Genomic DNA, 25136 nt, shown 5'->3' on the forward strand with positions numbered 1-25136 from the left:
CGCGGCCGGGACCGGCGGCGGTCCGGACGGTACGACGAGGCGGGCCAGGAGGTCATCGGTGTCGGTGGAGGTCACCTGGTGGGGGCATGCCACCGTGACGGTCGAGGACTCCGGGGTACGGGTGCTGACCGACCCGTTGTTCGTGCGCCGGCTGGCACATCTGCGGCGCAGGCGGGGCGCGCTGCCCCCGCCCCAGGCCGCGGACGCCGATCTCGTGCTGGTCTCCCATCTGCACGCCGACCATCTGCACCCCGCCTCGCTGGCCCGCCTTGCGCCCGGGACCCGGCTGGTGGTGCCGCGCGGGGCGATGGCCGCGGTGCCGGGGCTGCGGCGGGTGGTCGTGGCACGTGCGCTGCGGGTCACCGAGCTGGCGCCCGGCGGGCGGACCTCGGCCGGCCCGGTGACCGTACGGGCGGTGCACGCGGCGCACGACGGACGGCGGCTGCCGTACGGGCCGCACCGGGTGCCGGCGCTCGGCTATGTCGTGGAAGGCTGCGCGCGGACGTATTTCGCGGGTGACACCGGGCTGTTCGACGCGATGGCCGACGAGGTCGGGCCGTGCGATGTGGCGCTGCTCCCGGTGGGCGGGTGGGGCCCGTTCCTCGGGCACGGCCATCTCAACGCGCGGCGGGCGGCCCAGGCCGCGGCCCGGCTGGCGCCGGGGAGCGCGGTCCCCGTGCACTACGGCACCTATTGGCCGATCGGGATGGACGCCGTCCGGCCGCATGAATTCCACGCCCCCGGCCAGGAGTTCGCGCGTCAGGCCGCACTGCTGGCACCGAAGGTGACGGTGTACCGCCCGGTGCACGGCGAGTCGGTACGGCCGGTGGTCGCGCGATGAGCGCGCTCGGTGAGCTGGTGCGCAGTGTGCCGCCGGAGTCCACCCAGCAGGCGGTGGGCTATCCGTCGCTGTTCCTGCTGGTGGTGCTGGGGTCCTTGGTGCCGGTGGTGCCGACGGGTGCGGTGGTCAGCTCGGCCGCGGTGGTGGCCTTCCATCACACCTCGCCGTTCTCGCTGCTGATCGTCTTCGGTGTCGCCTCGTTCGCGGCGTTCCTGGGCGATGTGGGGCTGTACTGGCTCGGCCGGCGCGGCGTCCGTTCCAGGGGCGGTTCCCGCTGGCTGGAGCGGCTGCGGGCACGCGCCGCACCGGAGCGGCTGGAGCAGGCACAGCAGCGACTGCGGGCGCACGGCGTGCTGGTGCTGGTGCTGTCGCGGCTGGTGCCGGCCGGGCGCATCCCGATCATGCTGGCGTGCCTGCTGTCGGCGATGCCGCTGCGCCGGTTCGTCCGTGGCGACATCCCGGCGTGCCTGGCCTGGGCGGCGACGTATCAGTTGATCGGCCTGCTGGGCGGCACGCTCTTCCCCGAGCCGTGGCAGGGCGTGGCGGCGGCGGTCGGTCTCACCCTGGTGATCAGCCTGGCGCCCGCCCTGTGGCGGCGCGTCAGGTCGGCGGAGGAAGGCAACGGCGAGGCGTAGGGCGCGCCCGGGGCGAGCCCTCGCAGCCCCTCCGGCCTCGCAGCACCTCCAACCTCGCAGCACCTCCGGCCCTCCGGCCCGCCGGCAGGACGACGTCATGGCGCGGCCGGCCCCTGACGTTCCGTCACCCCTCCCCCAGGACGCGCGAGGCGCCGACCGGCAGGTCCCAGAGGTCGTCCCGCGGGCGGCCGGCGGCAGCCCAGGCCGCGCGGACGCGGTGCAGCGGTTCCATGGGCGCCTCGGCGGAGAGCAGGAACGTCGACCAGTGCATCGGGACCAGGACCCGGGCGCCGAGGTCCCGGCAGGCCCGGACGGCCTCCTCCGGATCGGTGTGCACCGGCCGCAGCATCCACCGCGGGTCGTACGCGCCGATGGGCAGCAGCGCCAGGTCGATGCCGACGTAGCGGCGGCCGATCTCCTCGAACCAGTGGCCGTAGCCGGTGTCCCCCGCGAAGTGGACCCGCCGCCCGTCGGGCGCGGTCAGCACCCAGCCGCCCCACAGGGAACGGCAGGTGTCGGTCAGGGTCCGCTTGCTCCAGTGGTGGGCCGGTACGAAGTCGAAGCGCACCGGGCCGCCGGGGGCGGGCAGTTCGACGGCCTCCCACCAGTCGAGGTCGGTGACCTGGGTGAAGCCGCGTCGGCGGGCCCAGGGCGCCAGTCCGGCGGGGAGCAGCAGCGGCGTCTCGCGCGGCAGCCGTTTGAGGGTCGGTGCGTCCAGGTGGTCGTAGTGGTTGTGGCTGATGACGACGGCGTCGATGTCCGGCAGGTCCTCCCAGCGGACGCCCACGGGGGTGACCCGGGCGGGCGTGCCGAGGATCTTGCGGGACCACACCGGGTCGGTCAGGACCGTCAGGCCGCCGATCCGGATGATCCAGCTGGCGTGTCCCGCCCAGGTGAGGGCGACGGTTGTCAGGTCGGTGGCGGGCATCGGGCCCGGGGCGAAGGGGAGTTCCTGGATTTCGCGGAGCGCCTCGGGGGCCGGCCGCAGCTTGCCGTCCCTGGCGATCCGGGCCAGCGCGCGGACACCGGGCAGTGGTGCGGTCAGCCGGTCGGTGAAGTCCCGCGGCCAGGTACGTGTCTCGCCCAGGGGCCGCGGTTCGCCGAGCGGCGGCGGGGTGGCGTGCGGGAGGACGGGGGTGCCGGTGTTCACCGGGGTGCGGTCGGCGGCGAGCGGGCCGCGGAGGCCGGCGGCGGGGCGCGGCGCGCGGGCGTCCGGTTCGGGCTCGGGTTCGGGTTCGACGTCCACCGCGGTGCCGCTCGCGCCGGCCGCCGGACCACTGCGGGTACCGCCGCTCGCGCCGTCGCCCGTGGCCGCGGCGGTATCGGCCCCGGTCGTGCCGTCCGTGGCCGCGGCGGCGGCCGGTGCGGCGCCGGTCTGCCCGCCGTCGGCGGCGCCGGTCTGATCGGGTTGCGGGAGAGGGTCGGTACGGGAGGGCTCGGCGAGGGAGCGCTCGGTCTGTTCGGTCATCGAGGGGCTCCATTCGGTGGACAGAACCAGGGCGGAAGCGGGCGGGACACGGGCGGATGCGGAGGTGGTGCGGAGCTGATTCCGGGGTGGTGCGGAGGTGGTTTTGGGGCGGGGCGGCGGCATCTGGCGGCGGGCCGGGCAGTCGGTGGGTCGGTCAGCCGTCCGCCCGCGCGGTGAGTGTCGCCAGCGCGCGTGACAGGGACGTCAACGCCTCGGTGAGGTGCGGGAGTTCGAGGGGGTCGGTGGCGTCCAGGACCCGTTGCCGCAACCGCATGTCCGCGCCGAGCAGCGCGTCACTGCCCAGCCGGACCCGCAGTGCACCGGGGTCGTCGCCGAAGCGGTGTCCGCCGCGTGCCGCCCACGGCGCCAACTCCCGCTCCAGCGCGAGGGATTCGGTGATTCCGTGGGCGTTCAGGGGCCGGCGCAGCGGGTCGAAATCGGCGTAGAGATGGCCGCCGGAGCGCGGCGGGCGGCAGACCGCGCCGGCGGCCGTGAGGGTCCGGTAGAGCGCCGCCGAGAGGGTGCCGTGCACCCGGGCGGCGGTGGCCGTCCGCTCACGTACGGCCTCCCCTTCGCGGAGTGCGTGGATGACGGCGCAGGCGAGCGGCCCGGCCAGCGGACTGCGCAGGGCGGTCAGCGCGTCCAGGGCCGCGGACCGCAGGGCGGCGCCGGGCGGGGTCATCGGGAAGCGGGCGAGCGCCGCGGGCCAGGAGGCGGGCGCCAGGGTCACCCGCAGGTCGGTCAGCACCACGACCTCGTCCGGCCGCATCTCGGCGGGGCTGAGCACCACGGTGTCGTGCGGATCGTGCAGCAGATCGCGGCGCGATTCGTCGCTGATCACCCACAGGCCCTCCTCCGCCGCCGCCTCGCAGACCTCGTGCAGCTGCTCGGGCGGCGGGCAGGTGCCGGTCGGGTCGTCGGCGACGGACAGGACCAGGACCCGTGGTGTGTCGCCCTGTATCCGGGCCCGGCGGACGGTCTCCAGCAGGGCGAACGGGTCGGGTGCGCCGCCGGATTCGGCGGGTACGGGCACCAGGTGGACCGGCAGCCCCAGGAGCCGGGCGGGCGGCGCGTACCACTCGGAGCAGGGGCGCGGCAGCAGCACGGCGCCGCCGGCCGCGGCGTACAGCGCGAGGAGCAGGGCCGGGGCCCCCGGCGCGGCGAGCACCTGGTCCGGGGCGGTGACAAGGCCGCGGCGCTCCCAGTAGCCACAGGCCGCGGTGCGCAGCCGCGGGGATCCGCCGGTCGGCTCCGGTGCGCTGCGGCCCGCGGCGGCGGAGAGGTGTGCGGCGAGGTCGGGGAGGACCGGCAGGCCCACCGGCAGGTCGGGGCCGGGCTCCCGCTGCGGATCCGGGGCGGTCCGCTGCATACGTACCTCCACACTCCACGACGCCAGGTCGATGGTGGGTCCATCACACCATTCGGGCGGCTTTGTCCACCTTTGCAGATCGCGGGGGTGGCGACCGCGGGCGACACGTCAGCGGAGGGGTGGGCACACCTCCCCATGGAGCCCCGCCACGGGGCACGGCCGGGCCTTACGGGACGCCCGCTCGCTCATCCGTACGACCCTGTACGGTCCGGCGGCCGCCGCCCGTCCGGGCCCACGCCCGCCGACTGCCGCCCGACCCCCTGGGCGGCCGCCTCCGCCGTACGCGCACACTGGTGGCGGGGGAGGGTCCCCCGCGCCTCGGAGGTCCGATGACCGGCTTCACCCGCAGCGGCGACGGCGGCAGCCGCGCGCTGCTGCAGCTTCGACGCATCAGCCGCACCTACGGCGAGCGGCAGGCCCTGCACCCGCTCGACCTGGACGTGGCGGCGGGCACCTGCACCGCGCTCTTCGGGCACAACGGCTCCGGCAAGTCCACCCTGCTGCGGATCGCCGGCGGCCGGGACGAACCGACCACCGGTACCGCCCTGTTCGACGGCCGGAAGATCGACGAGGACGATCCCGAGGTACGCGCCCGGGTGGCCGTGGTCGGCGACACCGTCGCCTGCTATCCGGACCTGACGGTCCGCGAACACCTCGAACTCGTCACCGTGGCGCACGCCGTGGACGATGCGGGCGCCTGGATCGACCAGGTCCTCGCCGACCGGCGGCTCACCGACCACGCCCGCGCGCTGCCCGCCTCGCTCTCCTCCGGGCAGATGCAGTCGCTGCTGCTCGCCGCGGCCCTGGTGCGCCCGCGCGACCTGCTGATTCTCGATGAGCCGGAGCAGCGTCTGGACCCCGGCTCGCGGCTGAGGCTGGCCGAGCTGCTGATCGGCGAGAAGAAGGACGGTGTCGCCGTGCTGCTCGCCACCCACCAGGCCGAGCTCGCCGAGGCGGTGGCCGACCGGATGGTCGCTCTGGAGGACGGCGAGGTCATCGCCACCGGGCCGCCCGCCACGGTGCTGGCACAGCTCGGCGAGCGCCGGTGAACGACGGGGCAGCAGGGCGGGGCGACGGGCGGCCGTCCGCGCCGGGCGGGGCGGACGACGCCGCGCGCCCGGCCGCCGGGGAGAGCGAACCCGGCTGGACCGTCGAGGACGACGACCGCACCCCCGAGACGCTGCGCTGGCTGCGCACCAAACGCCGCGCCCACCGCCGGCAACGGCACCGCGATCTGGCCGTCGTCGTCTACTCCGTCCTCCTGATCGCCGCCGGCTACGGCACCACCTTCGTCTACCGCTTCGCCAGGAATCTGCAGCACGACGCCCTGCACGGCGACACGGCCGCGGCGATCGGAGCGGCCCTGCCCGCGGCCCTGGTCTTCCTGGCACTGGGCCTCGCCCTGCTCGCCGCGCGTGACGCGCTGTGGCGCGGGCCGGTCGTCGTGCCGGGCCCGGACGCGGCGTGGCTGCTCGGCCAGCCGGTCGACCGGGCCCGGGTGCTGCGCCCGTGGTTTCGGCTGACCGCCGGCCTCGGGGTGCTCGCCGGGGTCCTGGCCGCGGTGGCGGGCGCGCTGCTGCTGCGGATCACCGGCCTGTCGCCGCTGGGCGGCGCCCTCGCCGCGTGCCTGCCCGCGGGGGTGTGTCTGCCGCTGCTGGCGGTGGCGTCGGCGATGCGGGTGGAGAGCCGGCCGGCCCTCGCCCGCCGGGTGCGGGCGCTGACCCCGTACGGCGTGCTGCTGCTGGTGGCGCTCGCCGGGCAGACGGCGGCGGCCTGGGGCGGGCACCGGCTGCCGGTGCTGGAGCAGATCGAGCTGTGGTCCGGGCCCTGGGGGTGGGCGGCGCAACCGGTGGTCGACGCCGCGGGCGGTTCGGCGCCCGGGTGGGCGGCGGCCCTGGTCGCGCTGGCGCTGCTCACGGCCGTCGCGGTGGTGGGCGCGCACCGGTCGGCGGCGTCCGTGCGGAATGCGCAGCTGCGGGCCCGTGCGGCGACCGCCGCGACGGTGTCCTCGGTGATCTGGTCGGTGGAGCTGCGGGCCGCGAAACTGGCGGTGGCCGAGGCCCTCGGCAACGGCTCCGGCGGGCCGCCGCGGCGGCTGCCGATGCCGCGCAGCAAGTATCTGGTGGTGGTGTGGCGCGATGCGCTGGCACTGCTGCGCGCTCCGGGGCGGGTGGGGAGGGCCGCGCTGTGGACGGCGGTCGCCGCGGCGGTGGCCGCCCTCGGCGCCTCGGCGGACGGCGGGGCGCGGGTGACCGCCGTGGTCGTGGCGCTGCTGCTGGGGTATGTGGCGGTCGGCGCGCTGGCCGAACCGGCCCGGCTGGAGGCGGATGACCTGCGGCGTTCGGCGTGGTCGCCGTTCCGCTTCGCGACCCTGATGCTGATGCACGCGATCGTGCCCGCCGTGGTGGGAGTGGTGCTCGCGCTGCTGGCGGCGGTGCCGTTCGCGGTGCGGGGTGCGCCCTGGGCGCTGCTGCTGATGCCGTTGTGCGCGGTGCCGTTCGCCGCGGCGGCGGTGCTGGCCGCGGTGCGCGGTCCGGTGCGCACGGACCTGTTGTTCACCGGGGTGCCCACGCCCGTCGGGGACCCGGGGTTCTTCGTCTTCCTGCTCTGGTACGTGACGGCTCCGCTGATCCCGGTCACCGCGCTGGGCATCACCCTCTGCACGGCGCTCGGCCACGGCCTGGCCGCCGGCCCGCTGGGGGCGGTGGCGCTGACGTCCGTGCTGCTGACGGCGGTGCTGCTGGCCCTGGCCCGGCGCCGGGCGGGCAAGCTGCGCAGTCATTGACCGTCGGGAGCGGGCGCACCACCGCTCCCCGGTCAGTCCCGCGCGCTCCCGGGCCCCGGCCCTGCCTGCGCTCCCTCGCTCCCCTCGTAGCGGTGCACCCACACCGTCCCGCCCGCTCCCCAGTCCTGCTGCTCGCTGCCGGTGCGGGTCCAGCCCAGCCGCTCGTAGAGGGCGATCGCCGAGATGTCGGTGGTCTTGACGTCGAGTACGGGGCGCAGGCCCGCCGCGGCCGCTTCCCGTTCGACCCGGCGCAGCAGCCGCCCGCCGGTTCCCTGTCCGCGGGCCGCGGGGCCGACGTAGAGCCGGCTGACCTCGCTGCCGCACAGCGCCGCGTGTCCGACGATCACGCCGTCGGCCTCGGCGATCCAGGCGGCGGTCAGGCCCTCGGGGTCGAGCCAGCGCGCCGGGTCGGCCGGCCAGTGGTGCGGATAGCCGCTGTGGGTGTGGACCTCGGCGAGGAGGGCGACGCAGGCGGGGAGGTCCGTGGCTTGCCGTCTCCGGATCATCAGGGAAGGGAATCACGCCGCCCCAAAACGCGCGAGAAGGGACCGCAGGACGCCGTACGCGTACCCGGTGCGGCCTGTTCCGCCGCTGGTGGGGTACAAGGTGGCGCATGCGAACGCTCTTGACCAACCTCGACCGGCGACTCTTCGACCGGATCGCCGCCCGCGAGTGGCCGGGCGCCCAACGGGTGCTGCCCCGGCTGACCCGTTCCGCCAACCACGGCCTGCTGTGGTTCGGCGTCGCGGCAGGCGCGGCCGCGATCGGCGGGCGCCCGGCCCGGCGGGCGGCGCTGCGCGGTGTGGCCTCCCTGGCGGTGGCATCGGCGACGGTGAATACCCTCGGCAAGCGCTCCGTACAGCGCGAGCGCCCGCTGCTGGACGCGGTTCCCGTCATACGGCAGCTCAACCGCCAGCCCTTCACCTCGTCCTTCCCGTCCGGGCACGCGGCCTCGGCGGTGGCCTTCGCGACCGGTGTGGCGTTCGAGAACAAGTGGTGGGGGCTGGCGCTGGCGCCGGTCGCCGCCTCGGTGGCGTTCTCGCGGATCTACACCGGGGTGCACTATCCGGGCGATGTCCTCGCGGGGGCCGCGCTGGGAGCCGGCGCGGCCTTCGCGGTGCGCGGTTTCGCGCCGACGAGGGCCCAGCTGGCGCCGCCCGCCAGGCCGCGTGCCGACGCGCCCGCGCTGCCCGGCGGGCGCGGCCTGGTCGTGGTGGCGAATCACGGCTCGGGGCAGCGCTCCGGTGTGCGGCCCGACCGTGCGCAGGAGGTGCACGGGGTGCTGCCGCAGGCCCAGGTGGTGGTGTGCGGCGGACCGGACGCGCCGCCGCTGGACAAGGCGCTGGAGGAGGCCGCCGAGCAGGTCAAGCAACACGGCGGGGCGCTCGGGGTGCTCGGCGGTGACGGCACGATAAACGCCGCGGCGACGGTCGCGGTGCGGCACGGGCTGCCGCTCGCGGTGCTGCCGGGCGGCACCCACAACCACTTCGCGTACGACCTGGGGATCGAGACGTACGCGGAGGCGGCGCGCGCCGTGGAGAGCGGCGAGGCGGTCGCGGTGGACCTGGCGAGTTTCCGGTCCGCCCCGCACCGCGAGGCGCGCTATTTCCTCAACACCTTCTCGATCGGTTCGTATCCGGAGCTGGTGCGGATCCGGGAGCAGTGGGCGGGCCGGATCGGTGCCTGGCCGGCGGGGGTGCTCGCGGCGTGGGAGGTGCTGCGTACGGCCGAGCCGCAGACCGTGGAGATCAACGGCAAGCGGCGTGCGGTGTGGCTGCTGTTCGTCGGCAACTGCCAGTACCGGGGGTTCGGCTTCGCTCCGGTGCGCCGGCACGACCTGGCGGACGGGGTGCTCGATGTCCGGGTGGTGCACGGCGGACGGCTGGCCCGTACCCGGTTGCTCGTCGCGGCCCTGATGGGTGCCCCGCGCAACACTCCGGTGCTGCGCGAGGCCCGGATGCGCACGCTGCGGATCGGCGGTCTCCCCGAGGGGACGGACCTCGCCTTCGACGGTGAAGTGACGTCCAGCCCAGGCGAGTTGACGCTGGAGAAGAAGAACGAGGCGTTGACGGTCTATCGCCTGCTGCCCGAATCCTGAGATGCCACTCTCATCATGCGAGATCGAGGCGTACGGTGTGATCACCACGCCGTAGGGCGTCCGTCAGCGCGGTCGAGCGCGGGCGCCCCGAGCGCGGCGGGAGGTACGGCAGCGCACCCCCGCCGCGCTCCCCAGCCAGCGAAGGAGCCGGCCATGCCGCAGGAATCCGCCGTCTACACCCACGGTCACCACGAGTCCGTACTGCGCTCGCACACCTGGCGCACCGCCGCCAACTCGGCCGGATACCTGCTGGATTCGCTGCTGCCGCACATGACGGTGCTGGACATCGGCTGCGGACCCGGCACCATCACCGCCGACCTGTCCGCGCTGGTGCCGGACGGGCAGGTCACCGGGCTGGAGCGGGCCCCCGAGGTGCTGGAGCAGGCCCGCGCCACGGCCGCGGACCGCGGGATCGGGAACATCCACTTCGCGGTCGGGGATGTCCACGCACTGGACTACCCGGACGACACGTTCTGCGTGGTGCACGCCCATCAGGTGCTGCAGCACGTGGGCGACCCCGTACAGGCGCTGCGCGAGATGCGGCGGGTCACCAAGCCCGGCGGGATCGTCGCCGTCCGCGATGCGGACTACGCGACCATGACGTGGTATCCGGAGGTCGAGGGGATGACCGACTGGCTGGCGCTGTACGAGCGGGTGGCCCGCGCCAACGGCGGCATGCCGGACGCGGGACGGCGGCTGCACGCCTGGGCGCGCGAGGCGGGCTTCGCCCCCGAGGACATCACCGCGAGCGCCGACACCTGGTGCTACCGCACCCCGCAGGAGCGGGCCTGGTGGAGTGAACTGTGGGCGGACCGCACCGTCGCCTCCTCGTACGCGAAGATCGCGGTGGAGGGCGGGCACGCCACGGCGGAGGGACTGGACCGGATCGCGCGGGCGTGGCGCGAGTGGGGCGCCGACGAGGACGGCTGGTTCGCCATGCTGCACGGCCAGATCCTGTGCCGCGCCTGACGGAGACTCACCCACCACGACCTGTGGGACCGTCACGAACGCCCCCTTTGAGCATATAATCTGATTTATCCCGGTAGGGATGAGTCGTGACCCGACAGCGACTGGCCGCTCTGGCGGCACTGACCCTCCTGGCGGCGGGCTGCGGAGCACCGCAGTCCGCCGCTCCCCCGCGCCCCGCCACCTCCGCCACGCCCCGCGCCACCCCGGCGGCGGCCGGCGGCTTCACCCTCCTGGCCACCGGCGACGTCCTCCCGCACGACACGGTCATCGAGCAGTCCCGCAGGGACGCCCACGGCCGTGGGCACGACTTCCGCGCGATGTTCGCCGGTGTCAAACCGGTGGTCTCCGGCGCCGATCTGGCGATCTGCCACATGGAGACCGTCTACGGCAAGGACGGCGGTCCCTACACCGGATACCCCGCGTTCAAGTCCCCGCCGCAGGTCGCCGCCGCGCTCAAGGACACCGGCTACGACTCCTGCTCCACCGCGTCCAACCACAGCCTCGACGGCGGCGCGGACGGCATCCGGCGCACCCTGGGGGCGATGGACGCCGTCCGTCTGCGGCACACCGGCTCGGCCCGCTCCGCCGCCGAGGCGTCCCGCCCCGCACTGATGAAGGCCGGCCGCGCGAAGGTCGCCCAGCTCTCCTACACCTACGCCACCAACGACATCCCGCCGCCCGACGATCAGCCCTGGGCGGTCAATCTGATCGACGAGGACACGATCATCGCCGACGCGCGGACGGCCCGCGCGGCGGGTGCCGACGTGGTCGTCGTCAGCCTCCACTGGGGCACGGAATGGCAGACCGAGCCCGACCTGCAACAGCGCACCCTGGCCCGCGCGCTGACCGCGTCCCGCACCGCGGGACGCCCGGATATCGACCTGATCCTGGGCACCCACGCGCATGTCCCGCAGCCGTACGAGAAGGTCAACGGGACCTGGGTCGTCCACGGCATGGGCGATCAGCTCGCGGGCGCGATGTACCACCCCCCGAACCAGGTGGACCCGCGCGGCAACCAGAGCTCCATGGCCCGCTTCACCTTCGCCGCACCGTCCCGGCCGGGTGGCCGCTGGCCCGTGCGCAAGGCGGAGTTCCTGCCGCAACTCACCGATGTGCAGAACGCATTCCGGGTGGTGAACCTCGGCGCGGCGACCGTCCGGCGAGCCGGGCGCACCGCGTACACCACGGCCCGCGACAGCATCCGGGACGCCGTGCTGTCCCGCGGCGCGGCGAAGGACGGTCTGACGATGGCCGAATGAGCGGGAGCCGCTGCTCACGGCGGAAGCGAGAGATCACGGCGAACGGATCGCGCACCGCCGAGGTACCCAACTAGGCTGCTCCGTATGGACATTCTGGGTACCTCACTGCGGGTGTGCGTCGGTGATCTCGATGCCGCGATCGGCGTCTACGAACGGCTGACCGGCGCCGAGGCCATCCGGTTCCAGCGCGGCGGCGTCGCGGTGGCGGCCGTCGGGTGCTTCTTCCTGATGAGCGGGCCCGAGGCGGAGCTGTCGGTGCTGCGGAAGATCGGCGCGACCCTCGCGGTCAAGGACGTGGACGAGGCGGTCGCCGATCTGAAGGCGGTCGGCGCGGACATCATCGCGGGCCCGCTGGACACCCCGATCGGCCGCAATCTGGTCGCCCGTCACCCGGACGGTTCGATCTTCGAGTACGTCGACCGGAAGCAGGGCGCGTGAGCGGCAGCAAGGACATGAGCGGCTTCCTCGGGGCGCACCGCTCCGTGATGGACACCGCCATCAAGGTCGTCGAGCAGGTGAGACCGGATCAGCTGGGCCTGCGCACCCCGTGCGCCGCCTGGGATCTGGGGCAGCTGCTGGCCCATATGACCGGCCAGAATCACGGTTTCGCCGCGGTGGCGCGCGGTGAGCGCACCGATGCCTCGGTCTTCGCCGACCGGCCGGTGGTCGCGGATCCGGGCGCGGAATTCGCCGCGTCGGCGCGGGATGTCGTGGCGGCGTTCAACGAAGAGGGCGTGGCGGAGCGGAAGTTCTGGCTTCCCGAGATCGCGGGCGGCATTGCGCTCGGCGCCCGGACCTCGATGGGCTTCCACTTCGTCGACTATGTGGTGCACTCCTGGGATGTCGCCGTCTCCCTGGGGCAGCGGGTGGAGTTCGACGAGGAGATCCTCGCCCGCGCGCTGACCGTCGCCGAGGCGGTGCCCGGCGGAGCGCCCCGCGAGCAGGCCGGTTCGGCGTTCGCCCCTGCCCTGGAGCATGCGGACCGTGCCCCCGTCCTCGACCGGATCCTCGCGCTGCTCGGCCGCTCTCCCGGGTGGCCCGGCGCCGCGGCCTAGCCAACGGCCGCCGCGGGCCGCCGACTCCGGCGGCCCGCGCGGCCCTGGGTCAGGACACGTCCAGCACGATCTTGCCGCGGGTCCGGCCCTGCATGCTGCGCCGGAACGCCTCGGCCGCCTCGGCGAGCGGGAACGTCGCCTCGACCGGGACGCTGAGCTTTCCGGCGTCCGCGAGCTCGCCGAGCGTGGTCAGATCGGCCGAGTCGGGGCGCACCCACACCATGTGGCCGCCCTTCGCGGTGACCTCGCCGTCGGCGATGGACGCCACCCGGGAGCGGTCCTTGAGCAGCTGCTGGGAGACCTCGACCACGCCGTCACCGACGAAGTCCAGGGCCACGTCCACGCCTTCGGGGGCCAGCGCCCGCACCCGGTCGGCGAGTCCCTCACCGTAGGTCACCGGCTCGGCGCCCAGGGAGCGCAGGAAGTCGTGGTTGCGCTCGCTGGCCGTGCCGATGACATGGGCGCCGAGCGCCACCGCGATCTGCACGGCGAGCGATCCGACACCGCCCGCCGCGGCGTGCACCAGGACCGTCTCGCCCAGCTGCGCCCCGACCCGCTTGAGTGCCTGGTAGGCGGTCAGGCCGGCGAGCGGCAGGCCCGCGGCCTCCTGCCAGTTGAGCGAGGCGGGCTTGCGGGCGAGGGTCCGCACGGGCGCGGCGACCTTCTCCGCGTAGGTGCCGTGCTGCACCGAGTCTTTGCGGACGTAGCCGATGACCTCGTCCCCCACGGCGAATTCCGTGGCGTCCGCGCCGACGGCCTCGACCACGCCGGATACGTCCCAGCCGGGGATGAGGGGGAAATGGGCGTCCATCATCGGGTCGAGATAGCCCGCGACGATCTTCCAGTCGACGGGGTTGACGCCGGCTGCCTTCACCCGGAGCAGGACCGCGTCGGGTCCCACCTTCGGGTCGGGCTGCTCGCCGTGTTCCAGGACCTCGGGGCCGCCGTAGCGGCTGGTGCTGATTGCCTTCATGGTCGCTGACAACGCGTGAGAGGAAGGGATCATTCCGCACCCGGCGCACCCGCACCGATTGGAGTACGACGACGGCCTGCGCGAGCCCTTCGGCGGGCGTCAGCCGGTCCGAGCGCCGAGGGCGCGCAACAGGAACGGGAGGAGTTCGCGGGTCATCGCCTCGCCGGACGACGGCGCGGCGGGGGCGGCACCGTCCCCCGGGGCGGGGGGCGCCGCGCCGGGGGTGAGGAAGAGGCGGCTGACCATCGAGCCGACGACGAGGTCGGCGAGGACATGCGCGTCGTCCAGGGGCGGGATGTCACCGCGGGCCACGGCCCGGCGCACCAGGGTGGCGGCGCGGTCGCGGACCGGCTGGATGATGGCGGTGTCCAGGACGCGGGCCAGGGTGTCGTTGTGCGCGGCCTCGCCGATCAGGACGTGCAGCAGCCTGCCGCCCGGTCCCTCCAGCGTCTCGGCCTTGTCCCGCAGCAGCGCGGCCAGATCGCCTTCGAGTGTGCCGGTGTCCGGCTGCGGGCCGAGGTCGGCGGCCCAGCGGACGGCGGTGCCCACGACCAGGTCTTCCTTGGAGCGCCAGCGCCGGTAGAGCGTCGCGGTGGACACCCCGGCCCGCTTGGCGACGGCCGCGGTGGTCAGTCCGCCGTAGCCGCTCTCCTGGAGCACCTGGACCGTGGCCTCCAGCAGGGCCCGGTCACGGCCCGCGTCGCGCGGCCGGCCGGCGGTGCGGCGCGCCGCAGGGGCGCTCTCGTTGCTCTCGGTAGGTTCGGCCACACCGGGAGTCTACCGGCGATCGAATACGAAACGGAATGTTTTCGTTTCGTGTACGCTCGCAGCATGGCTTCTCACACCCCCACCCCGAACCAGGACGCCGGCGCCGTCGTCGACCGGCTCCGCAGCAACTTCGCCACCCACCGCACCACCTCCACCGCCTGGCGGCGCGGTCAGCTCGAAGCCCTGCGCGCGCTGCTCACCGACCACAGCGACGACCTGACCGCCGCGCTCGGCACGGATCTCGGCAAGGGCCCCAAGGAGGCCTACCGCACCGAGGTCGGCTTCACCCTCAACGAGATCGACCACACCCTGGCCCACCTCGACACCTGGCTGGCGGCCCGTCCGGCCGACCTCCCCGAACGGCTGCTCCCCGCCGAAGCCCATGTCGTCCGCGAACCGCTCGGCGTCGTCCTGGTGATCGCGCCCTGGAACTACCCCCTCCAGCTGGCGCTGGCGCCGCTGGTCGGCGCGCTGGCCGCGGGCAACTGCGCCGTCGTCAAGCCCAGCGAGCTGGCCCCCGCCACCTCCGCCGCCCTCGCCCGGCTGCTGCCGCAGTATCTGGACCAGGACGCGGTGGCCGTCGTCGAGGGCGCGATCCCGGAGACCACGGCGCTTCTGGAGCAGCGCTTCGACCACATCTTCTACACCGGCAACGGCACGGTCGGGCGGATCGTGATGACGGCCGCGGCCCGGCACCTGACGCCGGTCACCCTGGAGCTGGGCGGCAAGAGCCCTGTCGTGCTCGACCTGGGCACGGACCTGGCAGCGGCCGCGCAGCGGATCGCCACCGGCAAGTTCCTCAACGCCGGACAGACCTGCGTCGCCCCCGACTACGTCCTGGCCATCGGCGACACCGCACAGGCCGTCGAGCCGCACCTCGCCGAGGCCGTGCGCACCGCCTACGGGAGCGATCCGGCCGTGACCGAGGAGTACGGACGGATCGTCAACGAACGGCACTTCGACCGGCTGACCGCCCTCCTGGACAGCGGCCGCGCCGTCGTCGGCGGCACGCACGACCGCGCGACCCGCTACCTGGCCCCGACCGTGCTCGCCGAGGTCTCCCCCGACGCCCCGGTGATGCAGGAGGAGATCTTCGGCCCGATCCTGCCCATCGTGTCCGTGCCCGACCTGGACGCGGCGATCGCGTTCATCAACGCGCGCGACAAGCCGCTGGCGCTGTACGCCTTCACCCCGTCGGACGACACCAAGCACCGGCTGCTGACCGAGACCTCCTCCGGCGCGCTCACCTTCGGGCTGCCGGTCGCCCATCTCACCGCGCCCGACCTGCCGTTCGGCGGGGTCGGCGAGAGCGGGATGGGGCGCTACCACGGCGAGTACTCCATCGACACCTTCAGCCACAGCAAGGCGGTGCTGGACAAGCCGCTGGCATGAGGTGCCGTCAGAGGGCCCTCACACCGGCCGCATCCGGAACTCGTAGCGCTCCGGCAGCGGGTGCTCGGCCCTGGCCCTCGCCCGCACGTCCTCGGTGACCGGCCCCGCGCCCGCTACGAGGCGTTCGGCGACGGCGTACCAAATGTCGCTCAGCACCTCGTCGCCCTCCCGCAGATCGGCGATCTCGATTCCCGCGTCGAAGATCTCGCGGGCCGCGGCCGGCTGCCCCTGGGCCAGCAGCACCCGCGCACTCAGCAGCCGGAACCGGCCATCCGCCAAGGAGTCCCCGTCCAACTGCGCCAGCAGCCCGGCGGCCTCGCCCACCCGGCCGTCCGCGAGCAGCGCCGGGACCGCTTCCCGGGCCAGCGCGGGCAGCGCCGCCCGCCACACGCGGGCGGTGGCCGGGTCCGGTGCGGTGGGATCCGCGGCGCGGCGCGCCGCGCAGGCGAACGCCTCGGCGAAGCGGTCGGCGGCGCGCGGGGTGTCGCCGGCCTCCGACTCGGCGACGGCCAGGCAGTACAGCGGCAGCGGGCCCGCGTCGTGACCGAGCGCGAGTTCCCAGGAACGGACGGCCTGCGCGCGGTCGCCGGCATGCCACCGGGCGAGGCCGAGGTGGTAGTCGGCGGACGGGCCCGGCCGTGCGGACTCCAGCAGATCGCGCCAGGCGGGGGCGACCGGTGCCGGTCCTGGCAGCGGTACCTCGGCCGGCAGGTCCCCGGTGCGCAGCAGGGCCAGCCACGGCTGCTGCTCCGCGCCCAGGGCCGCCGCGTCGAACGGCGTGCCGGGCAGGTCGAATCCGGCCCGTGCCCCCTCCAGCGCGCCCCAGCCTGAGCCGTCGGCCAGGGACTCCTTCGGGTCGTGGTCGGCGTACGGCCGCCAGGCGGCGTACGCGGCGTCGACGTCGGCACGCGGCAGGGCCGCCTCGAGCCGGGCGGCGACCTCGTCGCGGGCCGCGCCCCAGTCGTCGCCGTGCACGGTCGCCGGGTCGGCGGCCAGCGGGCCGTACGCCTCCAGCCAGGCGAACTCCGCTCCGCCGTCGAGCGCCACATGCTCCAGCTGGGTGCGGGCGAGACCGGCCTGGATCTCGGCGTAGCCGCCGGTGCCGGGCTCGGTGAGCCACTGCTGCCAGCGGCGCCCGGCCCGCTCCGCGCCCCACAGGAACAGTTTGCGGCCGCGCAGCGTGTCGGTGGAGGTCTGCACCAGGCCGGCGCCGTCCTCGTCGAGGGAGGTGACCCAGCGGCGGGCACCGTCGGGGACCTCGTAGAAGTAGTCGGCGGGGTAGGCGCTGCGCAGCGGGTAGGTGCGGTCGGCACCGTCGGACCCGGGGACCGGGACGCGCCGCAGGGTGCGCTCGTAGCCGAAGTGCCAGGCCTCGTCGGCGGGGGCCAGGACCCGGGTCCCGGCGCCTTCGGGGACGGCGGTGTTGGACCACCAGTAGACCGGCGCGGGGTGCGGGTGCGGATTACGGATCCGTACGCCGACGTGGAGGAAGTCGGACCCCTCGGGCAGCCACAGGTCCACCTGGAACGGCAGGTCCCGCAGCGGCTCCCATTCCCACAGCCGGAGCATCTCGCCGCCGTCCGGTGCCGCGACGCGGGCGGCATGCAGCGGGGCGCAGGCCAGAGTGGTGTGGCCCGTCGCGCCGATGTTCCATTCGATGCCGCCGGAGAACCAGGCGCCGTTGAGCGCGAAGTTGGCGGGCTGCAGGACCGGGTTGCGGTAGAGCAGTTCGCGGTCGGTGGGCTTGTGGTGCAGGGAGTACACCCGGCCGCCGAGGCCGGGCAGGACGGTGGCGCGCAGCCGGTCGTTCTCGATGACGAGCGCGTCGATGTCCGTGGGACGCCGGGCACGGCCGTAACCGTCGCGCCGCCGCGCGGGCAGGATCGAGCGCAGCGGGTGGTGGCCGAGCTGGCGCGCCATGTCGCCGGGCAGGCCGGCACCGGCGGGGATCTCGATGCGGTGCGGGTCGTCGGCGGTGCGCAGGGCGGGCAGCGGGTTGTCCGGGCCGATGGGGGCTGCGGGAAGGGTCAGGGTGGTGCGTCGCACACTCGTGGCCACGGCGTCCTCGCATGGTTGGACCGGGCCACCTCGGCTACGGCGGCCCCCTGTTGACCATGGAACAGGGTCATCGCCGCGCTGAACAGGGCTGCTTGCCGCACGGTGGGGTCAGGGTTGCGCAAAGACGCGCTCAAGAAGCGGGCCGGCGGGGACGCCGCGCCGGTCGGCACGGCACCGGGCTCTGACGGGACGTCATCCGGACGTCGCGGTGGACGGCCGCTCCTCGGCGGGTGGTTCGTTGAAGCGCAGGCGGTTGCCGAACGGGTCGGTGAGGGTGACCGAGGTGCCGGTCTCGTCCTGCTCCAGGCCGGGTCGGAGGTAGGGGTAGTCCTTGCCGGCCAGCTCGGCGTGCAGCGCGCGCACCCCGGCCGTCTCGGTGTGGATCGTCGAGCCGGGGGTCGCGTCGCCGTGGTGCTCGGACAGGTGCAGGACGAGGCCGCCGCGCGAGACCTGGGTGTAGAGCGGCATCCCTGGCTCGAAGCGGTGCTCCCAGTCGACCGTGCAGCCGAGATAGCCGACGTAGAAGTCATGGGCCTTGGCCACGTCGAAGATCCGGAAGACGGGGACGGTGCGGCGGAAGAGGATTGCGTTGCCAGCCATGAGCCCATGCAAGCATGCGGCACTGACAACGGCCCGGGTCACGCCCGCGGTGCCGTGGCCACCATCTCGCTGGTGATCGCCCAGCGCTCGTGATCGCGCCAGGCGCCGGCGATGAGCAGGAAGTCCGGGGAGAACCCCTCCAGCCGGAACCCGGCGCGTTTGACCAACGCGATCGAGTGGGCGTTGGCGGGCTGGATATTGGCCTCCAGACGGTGCAGGCCCAGCCCCTCGAAGGCGTACCCCAGCACGAGGTGCAGCCCTTCGCCCATCAGCCCGCGGCCGGCCGCATGGGCGAAGGCTCCGTACCCGATCGCGCCGCAGCGGAACGCCCCGTGCACGATGTTGTTGACGGTGAGGAAGCCCGCGATCCGGCCGCTGTCGTGCTCGCAGATCAACAGGCCTTCGCGCACCGGTTCCTGGAGCCTGGCCAGATAGCTGTCGTACGCGGCATCCTGATCCGGCGGGAACAGCCAGGGGCGGTGCAGCGGCGCGCTCTCCCGCGCCAGTGCGGTGAACTCCTCGCGGTCGTCAGCGGTGAAGGGCCGGATGCCCACCCGCGGACCGCGGGCCAGATAGCGGTCGGTGGTCGTCATCGGCAGATCGTACGAGGCGGGGCCGGGGCGGGCCACACAGATTCATCCGGGCCGATCACCACCACGGCAGTCCCGGCCGGACGGGCGTCGTGCCGGCAGTCACCGCCACACCGGCGCGTCGGTGCCGCAACGGCCCGGGGGCGTCGACCAGGTGGCGGGGCCGCCCTCGAAGGCGACCGGCGGAAGGGCGTGGCGCAGCCGCCCCAGCGGGCTCCCGGTCTCCCGCAGGAAGGCCTCCTCGTCATACGCCCCCGCGTCGTACGGCTCCCCCGCGGACGCCTCCCCCGTGGCGTCCGCCGCGCCGGGCAGGCCGTGCACCAGCCAGCGCGCGGTGTGTGCCAGCGCGAGCGTGGCCAGGAACGAACCACCCGTCCGCGACTGTTCGGTCAGTGCCCGCAGCACCGCCGCGGCCAGCAGATACCCCGTGCCGTGGTCCAGGGCCTGGGCGGGCAGCGCGCCGGGCGTTCCGTCGGCGTCCGCCTCGACGGCGGCGATTCCGGTGGCCACCTGTACCAGGCTGTCGAACCCGCGCCGGCCACCCCAGGGCCCGTCCGCGCCCCACGCCGAGAGCCGGGCGACGACCAGGCCTGGGCGGCGTTCCGCCAGCGCCTCGGGGGCCAGCCCGAAGCGGTCCAGTGCGTGCGGACGGTAGCCGGTCACCACCACGTCCGCGGCGGCCAGCAGCTCGTCGAAGGCGGCCCGGCCGCTTCGGGAGCCGAGGTCGAGCAGCGCGGACCGCTTGCCGAATCCGGTGTCGCTGTGCGCGTCCTGGCTCTCCGGCAGCCGCGGGGCGTCGATGCGCAGTACGTCCGCGCCGAGCAGCGCGAGCGTCCGGGTGGCGACCGGCCCGGCGATCACCCGGGTGAGGTCCAGCACCCGCAGTCCGGCGGCGGGGAGCAGGGGGCCGCCGGCCACCGGGGGCAGCGTGCGCGGCGGGGCGCCCGCGCCGACGGTGTCCAGCATCAGCAGCGGATGGGCGGACACCGCGACGCCCTGTTTGTGGGCGGCCCACTCCTCGGGGGTACGGGCCGCGACCGCCAGCCCGCCCGCGGAGTACACGGTCTCCTGGATCTCCTCGGCCCGGCGGCCGGCGAGTTCCGCCGCGACCTCGCGGGCACCGCGGTCCGCGGGGAGCCCCAGTCCGCGCAGCAACCGGGCGCGGTGGTGCGGGTAGTTGGCGTGCGTACGCACCCATCCGTCGGCGGTGCGCCAGAAGCGGGAGAGCGGCGCGAACGACGAGGGAGCCCGGCCGTCGACCCGCAGGTGCCGCTCGCTGACGAAGGCGGTGGCGACCGCACCGTCGTCGACCCGTACGGCGGGCACCGGCCCGCCGTCGCGCGCGGCGGCCAGCTCCGCCGCCGCCAGCGCGCAGACCGCGACCGTCGAACGGGCCAGGCACATCACCGGGAGCCGGGCCGGCAGCAGACCGGGCGGCCCGGCGTAGGTGATCCGCCCGGTGAGGTCCGGGTCGCCCTTGAGCGCGGCCCAGGCCAGGTCAGCGCCGATTCCGTGGTGATGTCGCCCCATGTGACCAGTGTGGCACCGCGTGCCACCCGGGCGCCGACGGCCCCGGAAGCCCGTGTCGGGGGCCGTCCGCCGTGCACCGAGCGCCGACTGGAACGGAAGCGGACCGTCCGGACTTGACCCGACATGACGCAAGTTGGCCGAACTGCGCGTAGACGATCCCCGTGTACCCGGCATGAAGTGGAGATCGGCGCGCCGAAGGTCGGCGCACATCAGCGTTGACATCACACCCGTCAGCGCTACGAGCACTCGTCCGTCTTGGAGGCACATCCGTGACCGAAGCCATCTCCTTCCCGCAGGACCGCTCCTGTCCCTACCACCCGCCGACCGCCTACGAGCCGCTGCGCGAGAGCGGCCCGCTGTCCCACGTCACCTTCTACGACGGCCGGAAGGTGTGGGCGGTGACCGGCCACGCCGAGGCACGGGCACTGCTCAGCGATCAGCGGCTCTCCTCCGACCGGCAGAACCCGGCGTTCCCGATACCGATCGAGCGCTTCGCGGCCATCCGGCGGCTCAAGGCGCCGCTGATCGGCGTGGACGACCCGGAACACAACACCCAGCGCCGGATGCTGATCCCCAGTTTCAGCGTCAAACGGATCGGCGCGATGCGGCCGCAGATCCAGCGGATCGTCGACGATCTCCTCGACCGGATGCTGGCGCAGGGCCCGCCCACCGAACTGGTCTCGGCCTTCGCGCTGCCGGTCCCCTCGATGGTGATCTGCGCGCTGCTCGGCGTGCCGTATGCCGACCACGAGTTCTTCGAGGAGCGCTCCCGCCGCATCCTGCGCGCCCGTACCCCCGATGAGGTGGAGACGGCGCGCATCGACCTGGAGGACTATCTCGGGGAACTGATCGCCCGCAAGGAGAAGGACCGTGGCGACGGACTGCTGGACGACCTGATCGCGGACCAGCTGCGGGCCGGCTCCCTGGAGCGCGAGGAACTGGTCCGGATGGCCATGATCCTCCTGGTCGCCGGGCACGAGACCACCGCCAACATGATCTCGCTCGGCACCTTCGCACTGCTCGAACACCCCGACCAGCTGGCGCAGTTGAGGGCCGAGGAAAGCCTGATGCCGGCCGCCGTCGAGGAGCTGCTGCGGTTCCTGTCCATCGCCGAAGGCATGCTCCGGGTCGCGAAGGAGGACATCGAGATCGGCGGCCGGACCATCCGGGCCGACGACGGCGTGGTGTTCTCCACCTCCCTCATCAACCGGGACGGTACGGCGTATCCGGCGCCGGACGAGCTGGATCTGGACCGCTCCGCCCGCCACCATGTGGCGTTCGGATTCGGCATTCACCAGTGCCTGGGGCAGAACCTCGCCCGTGCGGAGATGGAGATCGCGCTGCGTTCGCTCTTCGCCAGGATTCCCGGTCTGCGGCTCGCCGTCCCGGCCGCCGAGATCCCGTTCAAGCCGGGTGACACGCTCCAGGGCATGATCGAGCTGCCGCTGGCCTGGTGACACCGCGGGAGCGCGATACAGGACACGACGAACGGAAGGGATCCGGCATGCGGATCACGATCGAGAAGGACCTCTGCATCGGCGCCGGCCAGTGCGCACTGACCGCGCCGCGCGTCTTCACCCAGGACGACGACGGTTTCAGCGCGCTGCTTCCCGGCCGGGAGGACGGCGCGGGCGACCCGCTGCTGCGGGAGGCCGCCCGCGCCTGCCCCGTAAGCGCCATCGAGGTGACCGAGAGCTGACCCCGACCCTCTGACCTGGCCCTTCCCCTACGACATCCACCCATCCGCTACACCCATTGCCCCTGCCACCACTACCTATTCCGCTACCTATTCCGCTACTGATTCCGCTACTGCATGCGTCCCTGGGTGACGGGAAGTTCGAGGACACCGGTGTCCTCGGGCGCGCTGGTGACCGTCACCGGCTTGATACCGCGATTGCCCGCATAAGCGGTGTCGCTCGCGGCGATGACGAAACGCAACCGGTGCCCCGGCTCATAGCGGTGCACGATGCCCGGGAGTTCCACGGTGAACTTCTTGGAGACATCAGGCACCCGGGCCGGGGCCACCAACCGGTGCACCAGCGTCTTGCTGCCGTCCGGCGCGACGTCGTACAGCTTCGCGAAGAGCAACAGCTTGTCGGCGGCGTCCGAGGAGTTCTGCACCTTCTCCGCCTTCGGCGAGGCCACCTTCAGCGTCACCTTGGGCGCGCCCACCACATCCACCGGCCCGCCCGCCACCGGCGAGGACGTCCAGTCGAGGTAGGTGCCCTTGATGTCGTACGGCGCGGGGTCCTTCAGGCCGAGCAGCCCGGCGAGCGAGCTCTCCGAATGGCTGGTGGGCACCAGCGCGTTGCGGTACTCCCGGCTGCCGCGCGCCACCTTCGCCCGGTTGTCGACGAGATTCCCGTCGCCCGAAAGGTAGAGGTGCTGGCTGCCGGCGGCGGGGAACGTCTGCGAGGTGGCGTAGGTCGGCCCCTCGGTCACCCAGTCCCGGTAGTAGGCGAAGGCGGGGCCGGTGTCGGTGCCGGTGTCGCGGTGCAGATAGCGGTCGAACCACGCCAGGATCCGCTCCCCGACGTAGCTGGAATCCAAGTTCCCCTTGGCGAGGTCGAGTTCGCCCTTGGCCGGGTTCTTCATGCCGCCGCTGTGGCCCCAGGACTGCCAGATCATCTTGGTTTCGGTGCCCTGCGCGGCGAGCGTCCGGTAGGTGGCGGTGGCCTCGTTGAGGTTGAAGAGGCTGTCGGCCTGCCCCTGGACGAGCAGGGTCGGCGCCTTGACGGACTTCAGATACGAAACCGGGGAGACACTGCGGGCGTAGGCCTGCATCCTCGCGGTGCTGTCCGCCGGGTACGAGCCGGAATCCAGCAGCCGCTTGGTGTCACAGGCCGGCGCGACGAAGTGCAGACAGCCGGGGCCGCCGGCCCGGGGCCGGGCGATGTTCGGGTGGAGCAGCCCCTGCGCCTCACCGAGCAGAAAGAACCCGTTCGTCCACTGGTACTTGTACGCCCCGGGAACCGGCCCGGAGACGCCCTGCTCCTGGTCGGCGTTGTTCGGGTCGAGGGAGTAGGCGAGGTCGTTCCAGGTGATGAGCGGGACGAGCGCGTCCACCCGGTGGTCGACGGCGGCGGTCGCCATCTGGATCGCACCGCCGTAGGAGCCGCCGATCATGCCCACACGCGGGTCGTTCGCACCGTCCTTGGTGACGTAGTCGACGTGGGTGCCGTTGTCCGCGTTGCGCGTTCCGGCGAGGAAGTCGACCAGCCGGCTCGCTGCCTGGCCGTCGATCTTCGGGTCGTCGAGGGAGATCGCGCAGCCCGACTTCCCGAACCCCAGCCCGGAATAGGCCAGGGCGACATAGCCGCGAGCCGCCAAGGCCTTGGCGGTGGTGTCGGTCGAGCCGTCCGCCTTGCTGCCGCCGAAGCCGTTGGTGGTCATCACGGCGGGCGCCGGGTGTGCGGCGTCGGCACCGGCGGGGCGGTAGAGGTCCGCGTCCACGGTGCAATCACGGTCGCCGGCCCGTACGGTCATCTTCAGCGCGGTGACGGTGTAGGGATCGGCGGCGGCAGCGGCCGCGGGGGCCGTCAGGGTGAGGGGCGCCGCGAGCGCGGTGCCTGTCAACAGGGCCAGGGAAGCGCGGAGCACGGGGCGGGACGCGGCTCGGGGCACGCTGGGCACAAGACCTCCACAAAGACATGTCGTACCGACCAGTCGGTAACGCGCGCTCATGTTGTGACACGAGTAACTGGCGTGTCAACGCTCCTGACGCGAGTTGCTGTTAGGACGTCAGTCCAGTGCACCCCACCGGCGCCTCGGAGTACCCGAACAGGCCAACCACACAGGCACGCAACGATCCTGACGAATCGTCATACAATCCGGTGACTTCGGGGATCCAGTGGGCTCCAGCGATTCCGTTCCGCGCCGGGGGCTGGGTTCGTCAGCGGGCCGAACGCGGCGGCCGGCGACGCGGGGACGGCGACAGCGGGACGACGAGAGGCGATAGCGGGACGGCGAGAGCGGGACGGGCGGCGCGCTGTCGGCGTGGCCGAAACCGAAGCCCGTGACCACCGTCCAGGCCGACCCCGTACCGCGGTCCACCCGCCCCTCGCGCGCCGGTCGTACGGGCCGCGGCGCACTCCGGCCCCACCGTGGCCGAAACGAGGTCCGCACCACCGGCATGCCGACCCCGCACCACGGCCCACCGGCCCCTCGCGCGCCCGCTCGTACGGGCCGCGGCGCACTCCGGAGCCCGAGGACGACACCGGGACACCGGCGATGCCGACCGAGGCTACGGAGGCTGGAGGGCACCGGGGGTCGCTGGAGTCGCGGGAGCCGCCGGAGCCGCCGGAGTCGCTGGAGTCGCTGGAGTCGCTGGAGCTTCGTCAGGGCCGCCGCAGCGCGGTACCGAGCAGAGTCCGGGCATGGCGAAACCGCGGCGGGGCGCACGGGGACTCCGGCAGGGCACGGGGGCATGGGGCACCCCTCCGTGAGCGTGCGGGGCACTGACGGCGGTGGGCAGGGGGTGCTGGCCGCGGTGGGCACGGGGTGCGCTGGCCTCGGTGGGCACCGGAGGCGTTGGCCTCGGTGGGTACGGGAGGCGTTGGCCTCGGTGGGTACGGGGGTGCTGGCCTCGGTGAAGCGCACCTCGGTCGACGGCACGGCCCGGCAGTCACCCCAGATGCCGGTCCAAAAGACGCCCCTGGGCCCGCCCGGCACCGCTGGTGGGCGACGGGCGACGGGCGACGGGCGACGGGCGACGGGCGACGGGCGACGGCGCCAGGGTGCGGGCAG

The 25136-nt window shown here is 73.8% G+C and carries 22 protein-coding genes; 12 read left to right on the forward strand and 10 right to left on the reverse strand.

All coding sequences use genetic code 11. The annotated features are described in order from the left end of the window. The first annotated feature begins 58 nt into the window (after positions 1 to 58). Positions 59 to 841, forward strand: coding sequence for an MBL fold metallo-hydrolase (locus ACIRQ7_RS12745; RefSeq protein WP_404262097.1), 783 nt, complete (start codon positions 59 to 61; stop codon positions 839 to 841). Then, a complete protein-coding gene (locus ACIRQ7_RS12750) occupies positions 838 to 1476 on the forward strand; it encodes a DedA family protein (RefSeq protein WP_404262098.1) in 639 nt (212 codons plus the stop codon). The genes ACIRQ7_RS12745 and ACIRQ7_RS12750 overlap by 4 nt, the downstream gene beginning before the upstream one ends. Before the next feature lie 124 nt (positions 1477 to 1600). Here the strand turns inward: ACIRQ7_RS12750 and ACIRQ7_RS12755 are convergent, their stop codons facing one another. Together ACIRQ7_RS12755 and ACIRQ7_RS12760 are read right to left on the reverse strand one after the other, a co-directional pair. Continuing rightward, positions 1601 to 2626 carry an MBL fold metallo-hydrolase gene (locus tag ACIRQ7_RS12755; RefSeq protein ID WP_404262322.1) on the reverse strand — a complete coding sequence of 342 codons (1026 nt, stop codon included), beginning with the start codon at positions 2624 to 2626 and terminating at the stop codon, positions 1601 to 1603. A 472-nt stretch (positions 2627 to 3098) separates the two neighbouring features. Further along, positions 3099 to 4313 (reverse strand): aminotransferase class I/II-fold pyridoxal phosphate-dependent enzyme, encoded by a 1215-nt coding sequence (locus ACIRQ7_RS12760; RefSeq protein ID WP_404262100.1) that lies wholly within the window; start codon positions 4311 to 4313, stop codon positions 3099 to 3101. Between the two features lie 329 nt (positions 4314 to 4642). Between ACIRQ7_RS12760 and ACIRQ7_RS12765 the strand changes: the two genes are divergently transcribed. Then, entirely contained in the window at positions 4643 to 5362 is a 720-nt protein-coding gene (locus ACIRQ7_RS12765; protein WP_401467219.1) for an ABC transporter ATP-binding protein, read from the forward strand. Continuing rightward, a complete protein-coding gene (locus ACIRQ7_RS12770; RefSeq protein ID WP_404262102.1) occupies positions 5359 to 7098 on the forward strand; it encodes a DUF6297 family protein in 1740 nt (579 codons plus the stop codon). The genes ACIRQ7_RS12765 and ACIRQ7_RS12770 overlap by 4 nt, the downstream gene beginning before the upstream one ends. Before the next feature lie 32 nt (positions 7099 to 7130). Here the strand turns inward: ACIRQ7_RS12770 and ACIRQ7_RS12775 are convergent, their stop codons facing one another. Continuing rightward, positions 7131 to 7604, reverse strand: a complete 474-nt coding sequence (locus ACIRQ7_RS12775; RefSeq protein WP_404262104.1) for a GNAT family N-acetyltransferase — start codon at positions 7602 to 7604, stop codon at positions 7131 to 7133. 107 nt (positions 7605 to 7711) lie between these two features. Between ACIRQ7_RS12775 and ACIRQ7_RS12780 the strand changes: the two genes are divergently transcribed. The 5 genes from ACIRQ7_RS12780 (at position 7712) to ACIRQ7_RS12800 (ending at position 12479) form a co-directional block, all read left to right on the forward strand. Continuing rightward, on the forward strand, positions 7712 to 9196 hold the full coding sequence (locus ACIRQ7_RS12780) for a bifunctional phosphatase PAP2/diacylglycerol kinase family protein (RefSeq protein ID WP_404262106.1): 1485 nt from the start codon (positions 7712 to 7714) through the stop codon (positions 9194 to 9196). A gap of 153 nt (positions 9197 to 9349) precedes the next feature. Next, positions 9350 to 10165 (forward strand): class I SAM-dependent methyltransferase, encoded by an 816-nt coding sequence (locus ACIRQ7_RS12785; protein WP_404262108.1) that lies wholly within the window; start codon positions 9350 to 9352, stop codon positions 10163 to 10165. Between the two features lie 86 nt (positions 10166 to 10251). Then, entirely contained in the window at positions 10252 to 11424 is a 1173-nt protein-coding gene (locus tag ACIRQ7_RS12790; protein ID WP_404262110.1) for a CapA family protein, read from the forward strand. 84 nt (positions 11425 to 11508) lie between these two features. After that, a complete protein-coding gene (locus ACIRQ7_RS12795) occupies positions 11509 to 11862 on the forward strand; it encodes a VOC family protein (RefSeq protein ID WP_401467236.1) in 354 nt (117 codons plus the stop codon). Continuing rightward, the gene (locus ACIRQ7_RS12800; protein WP_404262111.1) at positions 11859 to 12479 is read left to right on the forward strand and encodes a TIGR03086 family metal-binding protein; all 621 of its coding nucleotides are present in this window, start codon (positions 11859 to 11861) and stop codon (positions 12477 to 12479) included. Before ACIRQ7_RS12795 ends, ACIRQ7_RS12800 begins: the two co-directional genes overlap by 4 nt. Positions 12480 to 12528: 49 nt before the next feature. Here the strand turns inward: ACIRQ7_RS12800 and ACIRQ7_RS12805 are convergent, their stop codons facing one another. After that, positions 12529 to 13452: an NADP-dependent oxidoreductase gene (locus tag ACIRQ7_RS12805; protein WP_404262113.1), complete on the reverse strand. Its 924-nt coding sequence runs from the start codon at positions 13450 to 13452 to the stop codon at positions 12529 to 12531. Between the two features lie 99 nt (positions 13453 to 13551). Beyond that, the gene (locus tag ACIRQ7_RS12810; RefSeq protein WP_404262115.1) at positions 13552 to 14220 is read right to left on the reverse strand and encodes a TetR/AcrR family transcriptional regulator; all 669 of its coding nucleotides are present in this window, start codon (positions 14218 to 14220) and stop codon (positions 13552 to 13554) included. Between the two features lie 63 nt (positions 14221 to 14283). Here ACIRQ7_RS12810 and ACIRQ7_RS12815 point away from each other — a divergent pair, with 63 nt between their 5' ends. Beyond that, positions 14284 to 15612, forward strand: coding sequence for an aldehyde dehydrogenase family protein (locus ACIRQ7_RS12815; protein WP_404262116.1), 1329 nt, complete (start codon positions 14284 to 14286; stop codon positions 15610 to 15612). A gap of 18 nt (positions 15613 to 15630) precedes the next feature. Here ACIRQ7_RS12815 and ACIRQ7_RS12820 read toward each other — a convergent pair whose 3' ends face one another. The 4 genes from ACIRQ7_RS12820 to ACIRQ7_RS12835 form a co-directional block, all read right to left on the reverse strand. Then, the gene (locus ACIRQ7_RS12820; RefSeq protein WP_404262118.1) at positions 15631 to 17670 is read right to left on the reverse strand and encodes a DUF5107 domain-containing protein; all 2040 of its coding nucleotides are present in this window, start codon (positions 17668 to 17670) and stop codon (positions 15631 to 15633) included. 192 nt (positions 17671 to 17862) lie between these two features. Further along, positions 17863 to 18270 (reverse strand): glyoxalase superfamily protein, encoded by a 408-nt coding sequence (locus ACIRQ7_RS12825; protein ID WP_404262119.1) that lies wholly within the window; start codon positions 18268 to 18270, stop codon positions 17863 to 17865. A 38-nt stretch (positions 18271 to 18308) separates the two neighbouring features. Continuing rightward, on the reverse strand, positions 18309 to 18863 hold the full coding sequence (locus ACIRQ7_RS12830) for a GNAT family N-acetyltransferase (protein ID WP_404262121.1): 555 nt from the start codon (positions 18861 to 18863) through the stop codon (positions 18309 to 18311). 99 nt (positions 18864 to 18962) lie between these two features. After that, positions 18963 to 20390: a CoA transferase gene (locus tag ACIRQ7_RS12835; protein ID WP_404262122.1), complete on the reverse strand. Its 1428-nt coding sequence runs from the start codon at positions 20388 to 20390 to the stop codon at positions 18963 to 18965. A 269-nt stretch (positions 20391 to 20659) separates the two neighbouring features. Here ACIRQ7_RS12835 and ACIRQ7_RS12840 point away from each other — a divergent pair, with 269 nt between their 5' ends. Further along, positions 20660 to 21847 carry a cytochrome P450 gene (locus tag ACIRQ7_RS12840; protein WP_404262124.1) on the forward strand — a complete coding sequence of 396 codons (1188 nt, stop codon included), beginning with the start codon at positions 20660 to 20662 and terminating at the stop codon, positions 21845 to 21847. Between the two features lie 47 nt (positions 21848 to 21894). Beyond that, positions 21895 to 22089 (forward strand): ferredoxin, encoded by a 195-nt coding sequence (locus ACIRQ7_RS12845; RefSeq protein ID WP_404262126.1) that lies wholly within the window; start codon positions 21895 to 21897, stop codon positions 22087 to 22089. A 107-nt stretch (positions 22090 to 22196) separates the two neighbouring features. Here ACIRQ7_RS12845 and ACIRQ7_RS12850 read toward each other — a convergent pair whose 3' ends face one another. Continuing rightward, entirely contained in the window at positions 22197 to 24074 is a 1878-nt protein-coding gene (locus ACIRQ7_RS12850; RefSeq protein ID WP_404262128.1) for an alpha/beta fold hydrolase, read from the reverse strand. Positions 24075 to 25136: the final 1062 nt, after the last annotated feature.

It is taken from the genome of Streptomyces sp. NPDC101393 (genome assembly GCF_044767385.1).
Lineage (GTDB): Bacteria > Actinomycetota > Actinomycetes > Streptomycetales > Streptomycetaceae > Streptomyces.

Excerpts from the sequence above, each read along its gene's own strand:
- ACIRQ7_RS12750 (WP_404262098.1), top strand. The coding sequence starts at position 838 with ATGAGCGCGCTCGGTGAGCTGGTGCGCAGTGTGCCGCCGGAGTCCACC.
- ACIRQ7_RS12760 (WP_404262100.1), bottom strand. The coding sequence starts at position 4,313 with ATGCAGCGGACCGCCCCGGATCCGCAGCGGGAGCCCGGCCCCGACCTG.
- ACIRQ7_RS12765 (WP_401467219.1), top strand. The coding sequence starts at position 4,643 with ATGACCGGCTTCACCCGCAGCGGCGACGGCGGCAGCCGCGCGCTGCTG.
- ACIRQ7_RS12775 (WP_404262104.1), bottom strand. The coding sequence starts at position 7,604 with ATGATCCGGAGACGGCAAGCCACGGACCTCCCCGCCTGCGTCGCCCTC.
- ACIRQ7_RS12780 (WP_404262106.1), top strand. The coding sequence starts at position 7,712 with ATGCGAACGCTCTTGACCAACCTCGACCGGCGACTCTTCGACCGGATC.
- ACIRQ7_RS12785 (WP_404262108.1), top strand. The coding sequence starts at position 9,350 with ATGCCGCAGGAATCCGCCGTCTACACCCACGGTCACCACGAGTCCGTA.
- ACIRQ7_RS12795 (WP_401467236.1), top strand. The coding sequence starts at position 11,509 with ATGGACATTCTGGGTACCTCACTGCGGGTGTGCGTCGGTGATCTCGAT.
- ACIRQ7_RS12805 (WP_404262113.1), bottom strand. The coding sequence starts at position 13,452 with ATGAAGGCAATCAGCACCAGCCGCTACGGCGGCCCCGAGGTCCTGGAA.
- ACIRQ7_RS12815 (WP_404262116.1), top strand. The coding sequence starts at position 14,284 with ATGGCTTCTCACACCCCCACCCCGAACCAGGACGCCGGCGCCGTCGTC.
- ACIRQ7_RS12825 (WP_404262119.1), bottom strand. The coding sequence starts at position 18,270 with ATGGCTGGCAACGCAATCCTCTTCCGCCGCACCGTCCCCGTCTTCCGG.
- ACIRQ7_RS12830 (WP_404262121.1), bottom strand. The coding sequence starts at position 18,863 with ATGACGACCACCGACCGCTATCTGGCCCGCGGTCCGCGGGTGGGCATC.
- ACIRQ7_RS12835 (WP_404262122.1), bottom strand. The coding sequence starts at position 20,390 with ATGGGGCGACATCACCACGGAATCGGCGCTGACCTGGCCTGGGCCGCG.
- ACIRQ7_RS12845 (WP_404262126.1), top strand. The coding sequence starts at position 21,895 with ATGCGGATCACGATCGAGAAGGACCTCTGCATCGGCGCCGGCCAGTGC.
- ACIRQ7_RS12850 (WP_404262128.1), bottom strand. The coding sequence starts at position 24,074 with ATGAGCGCGCGTTACCGACTGGTCGGTACGACATGTCTTTGTGGAGGT.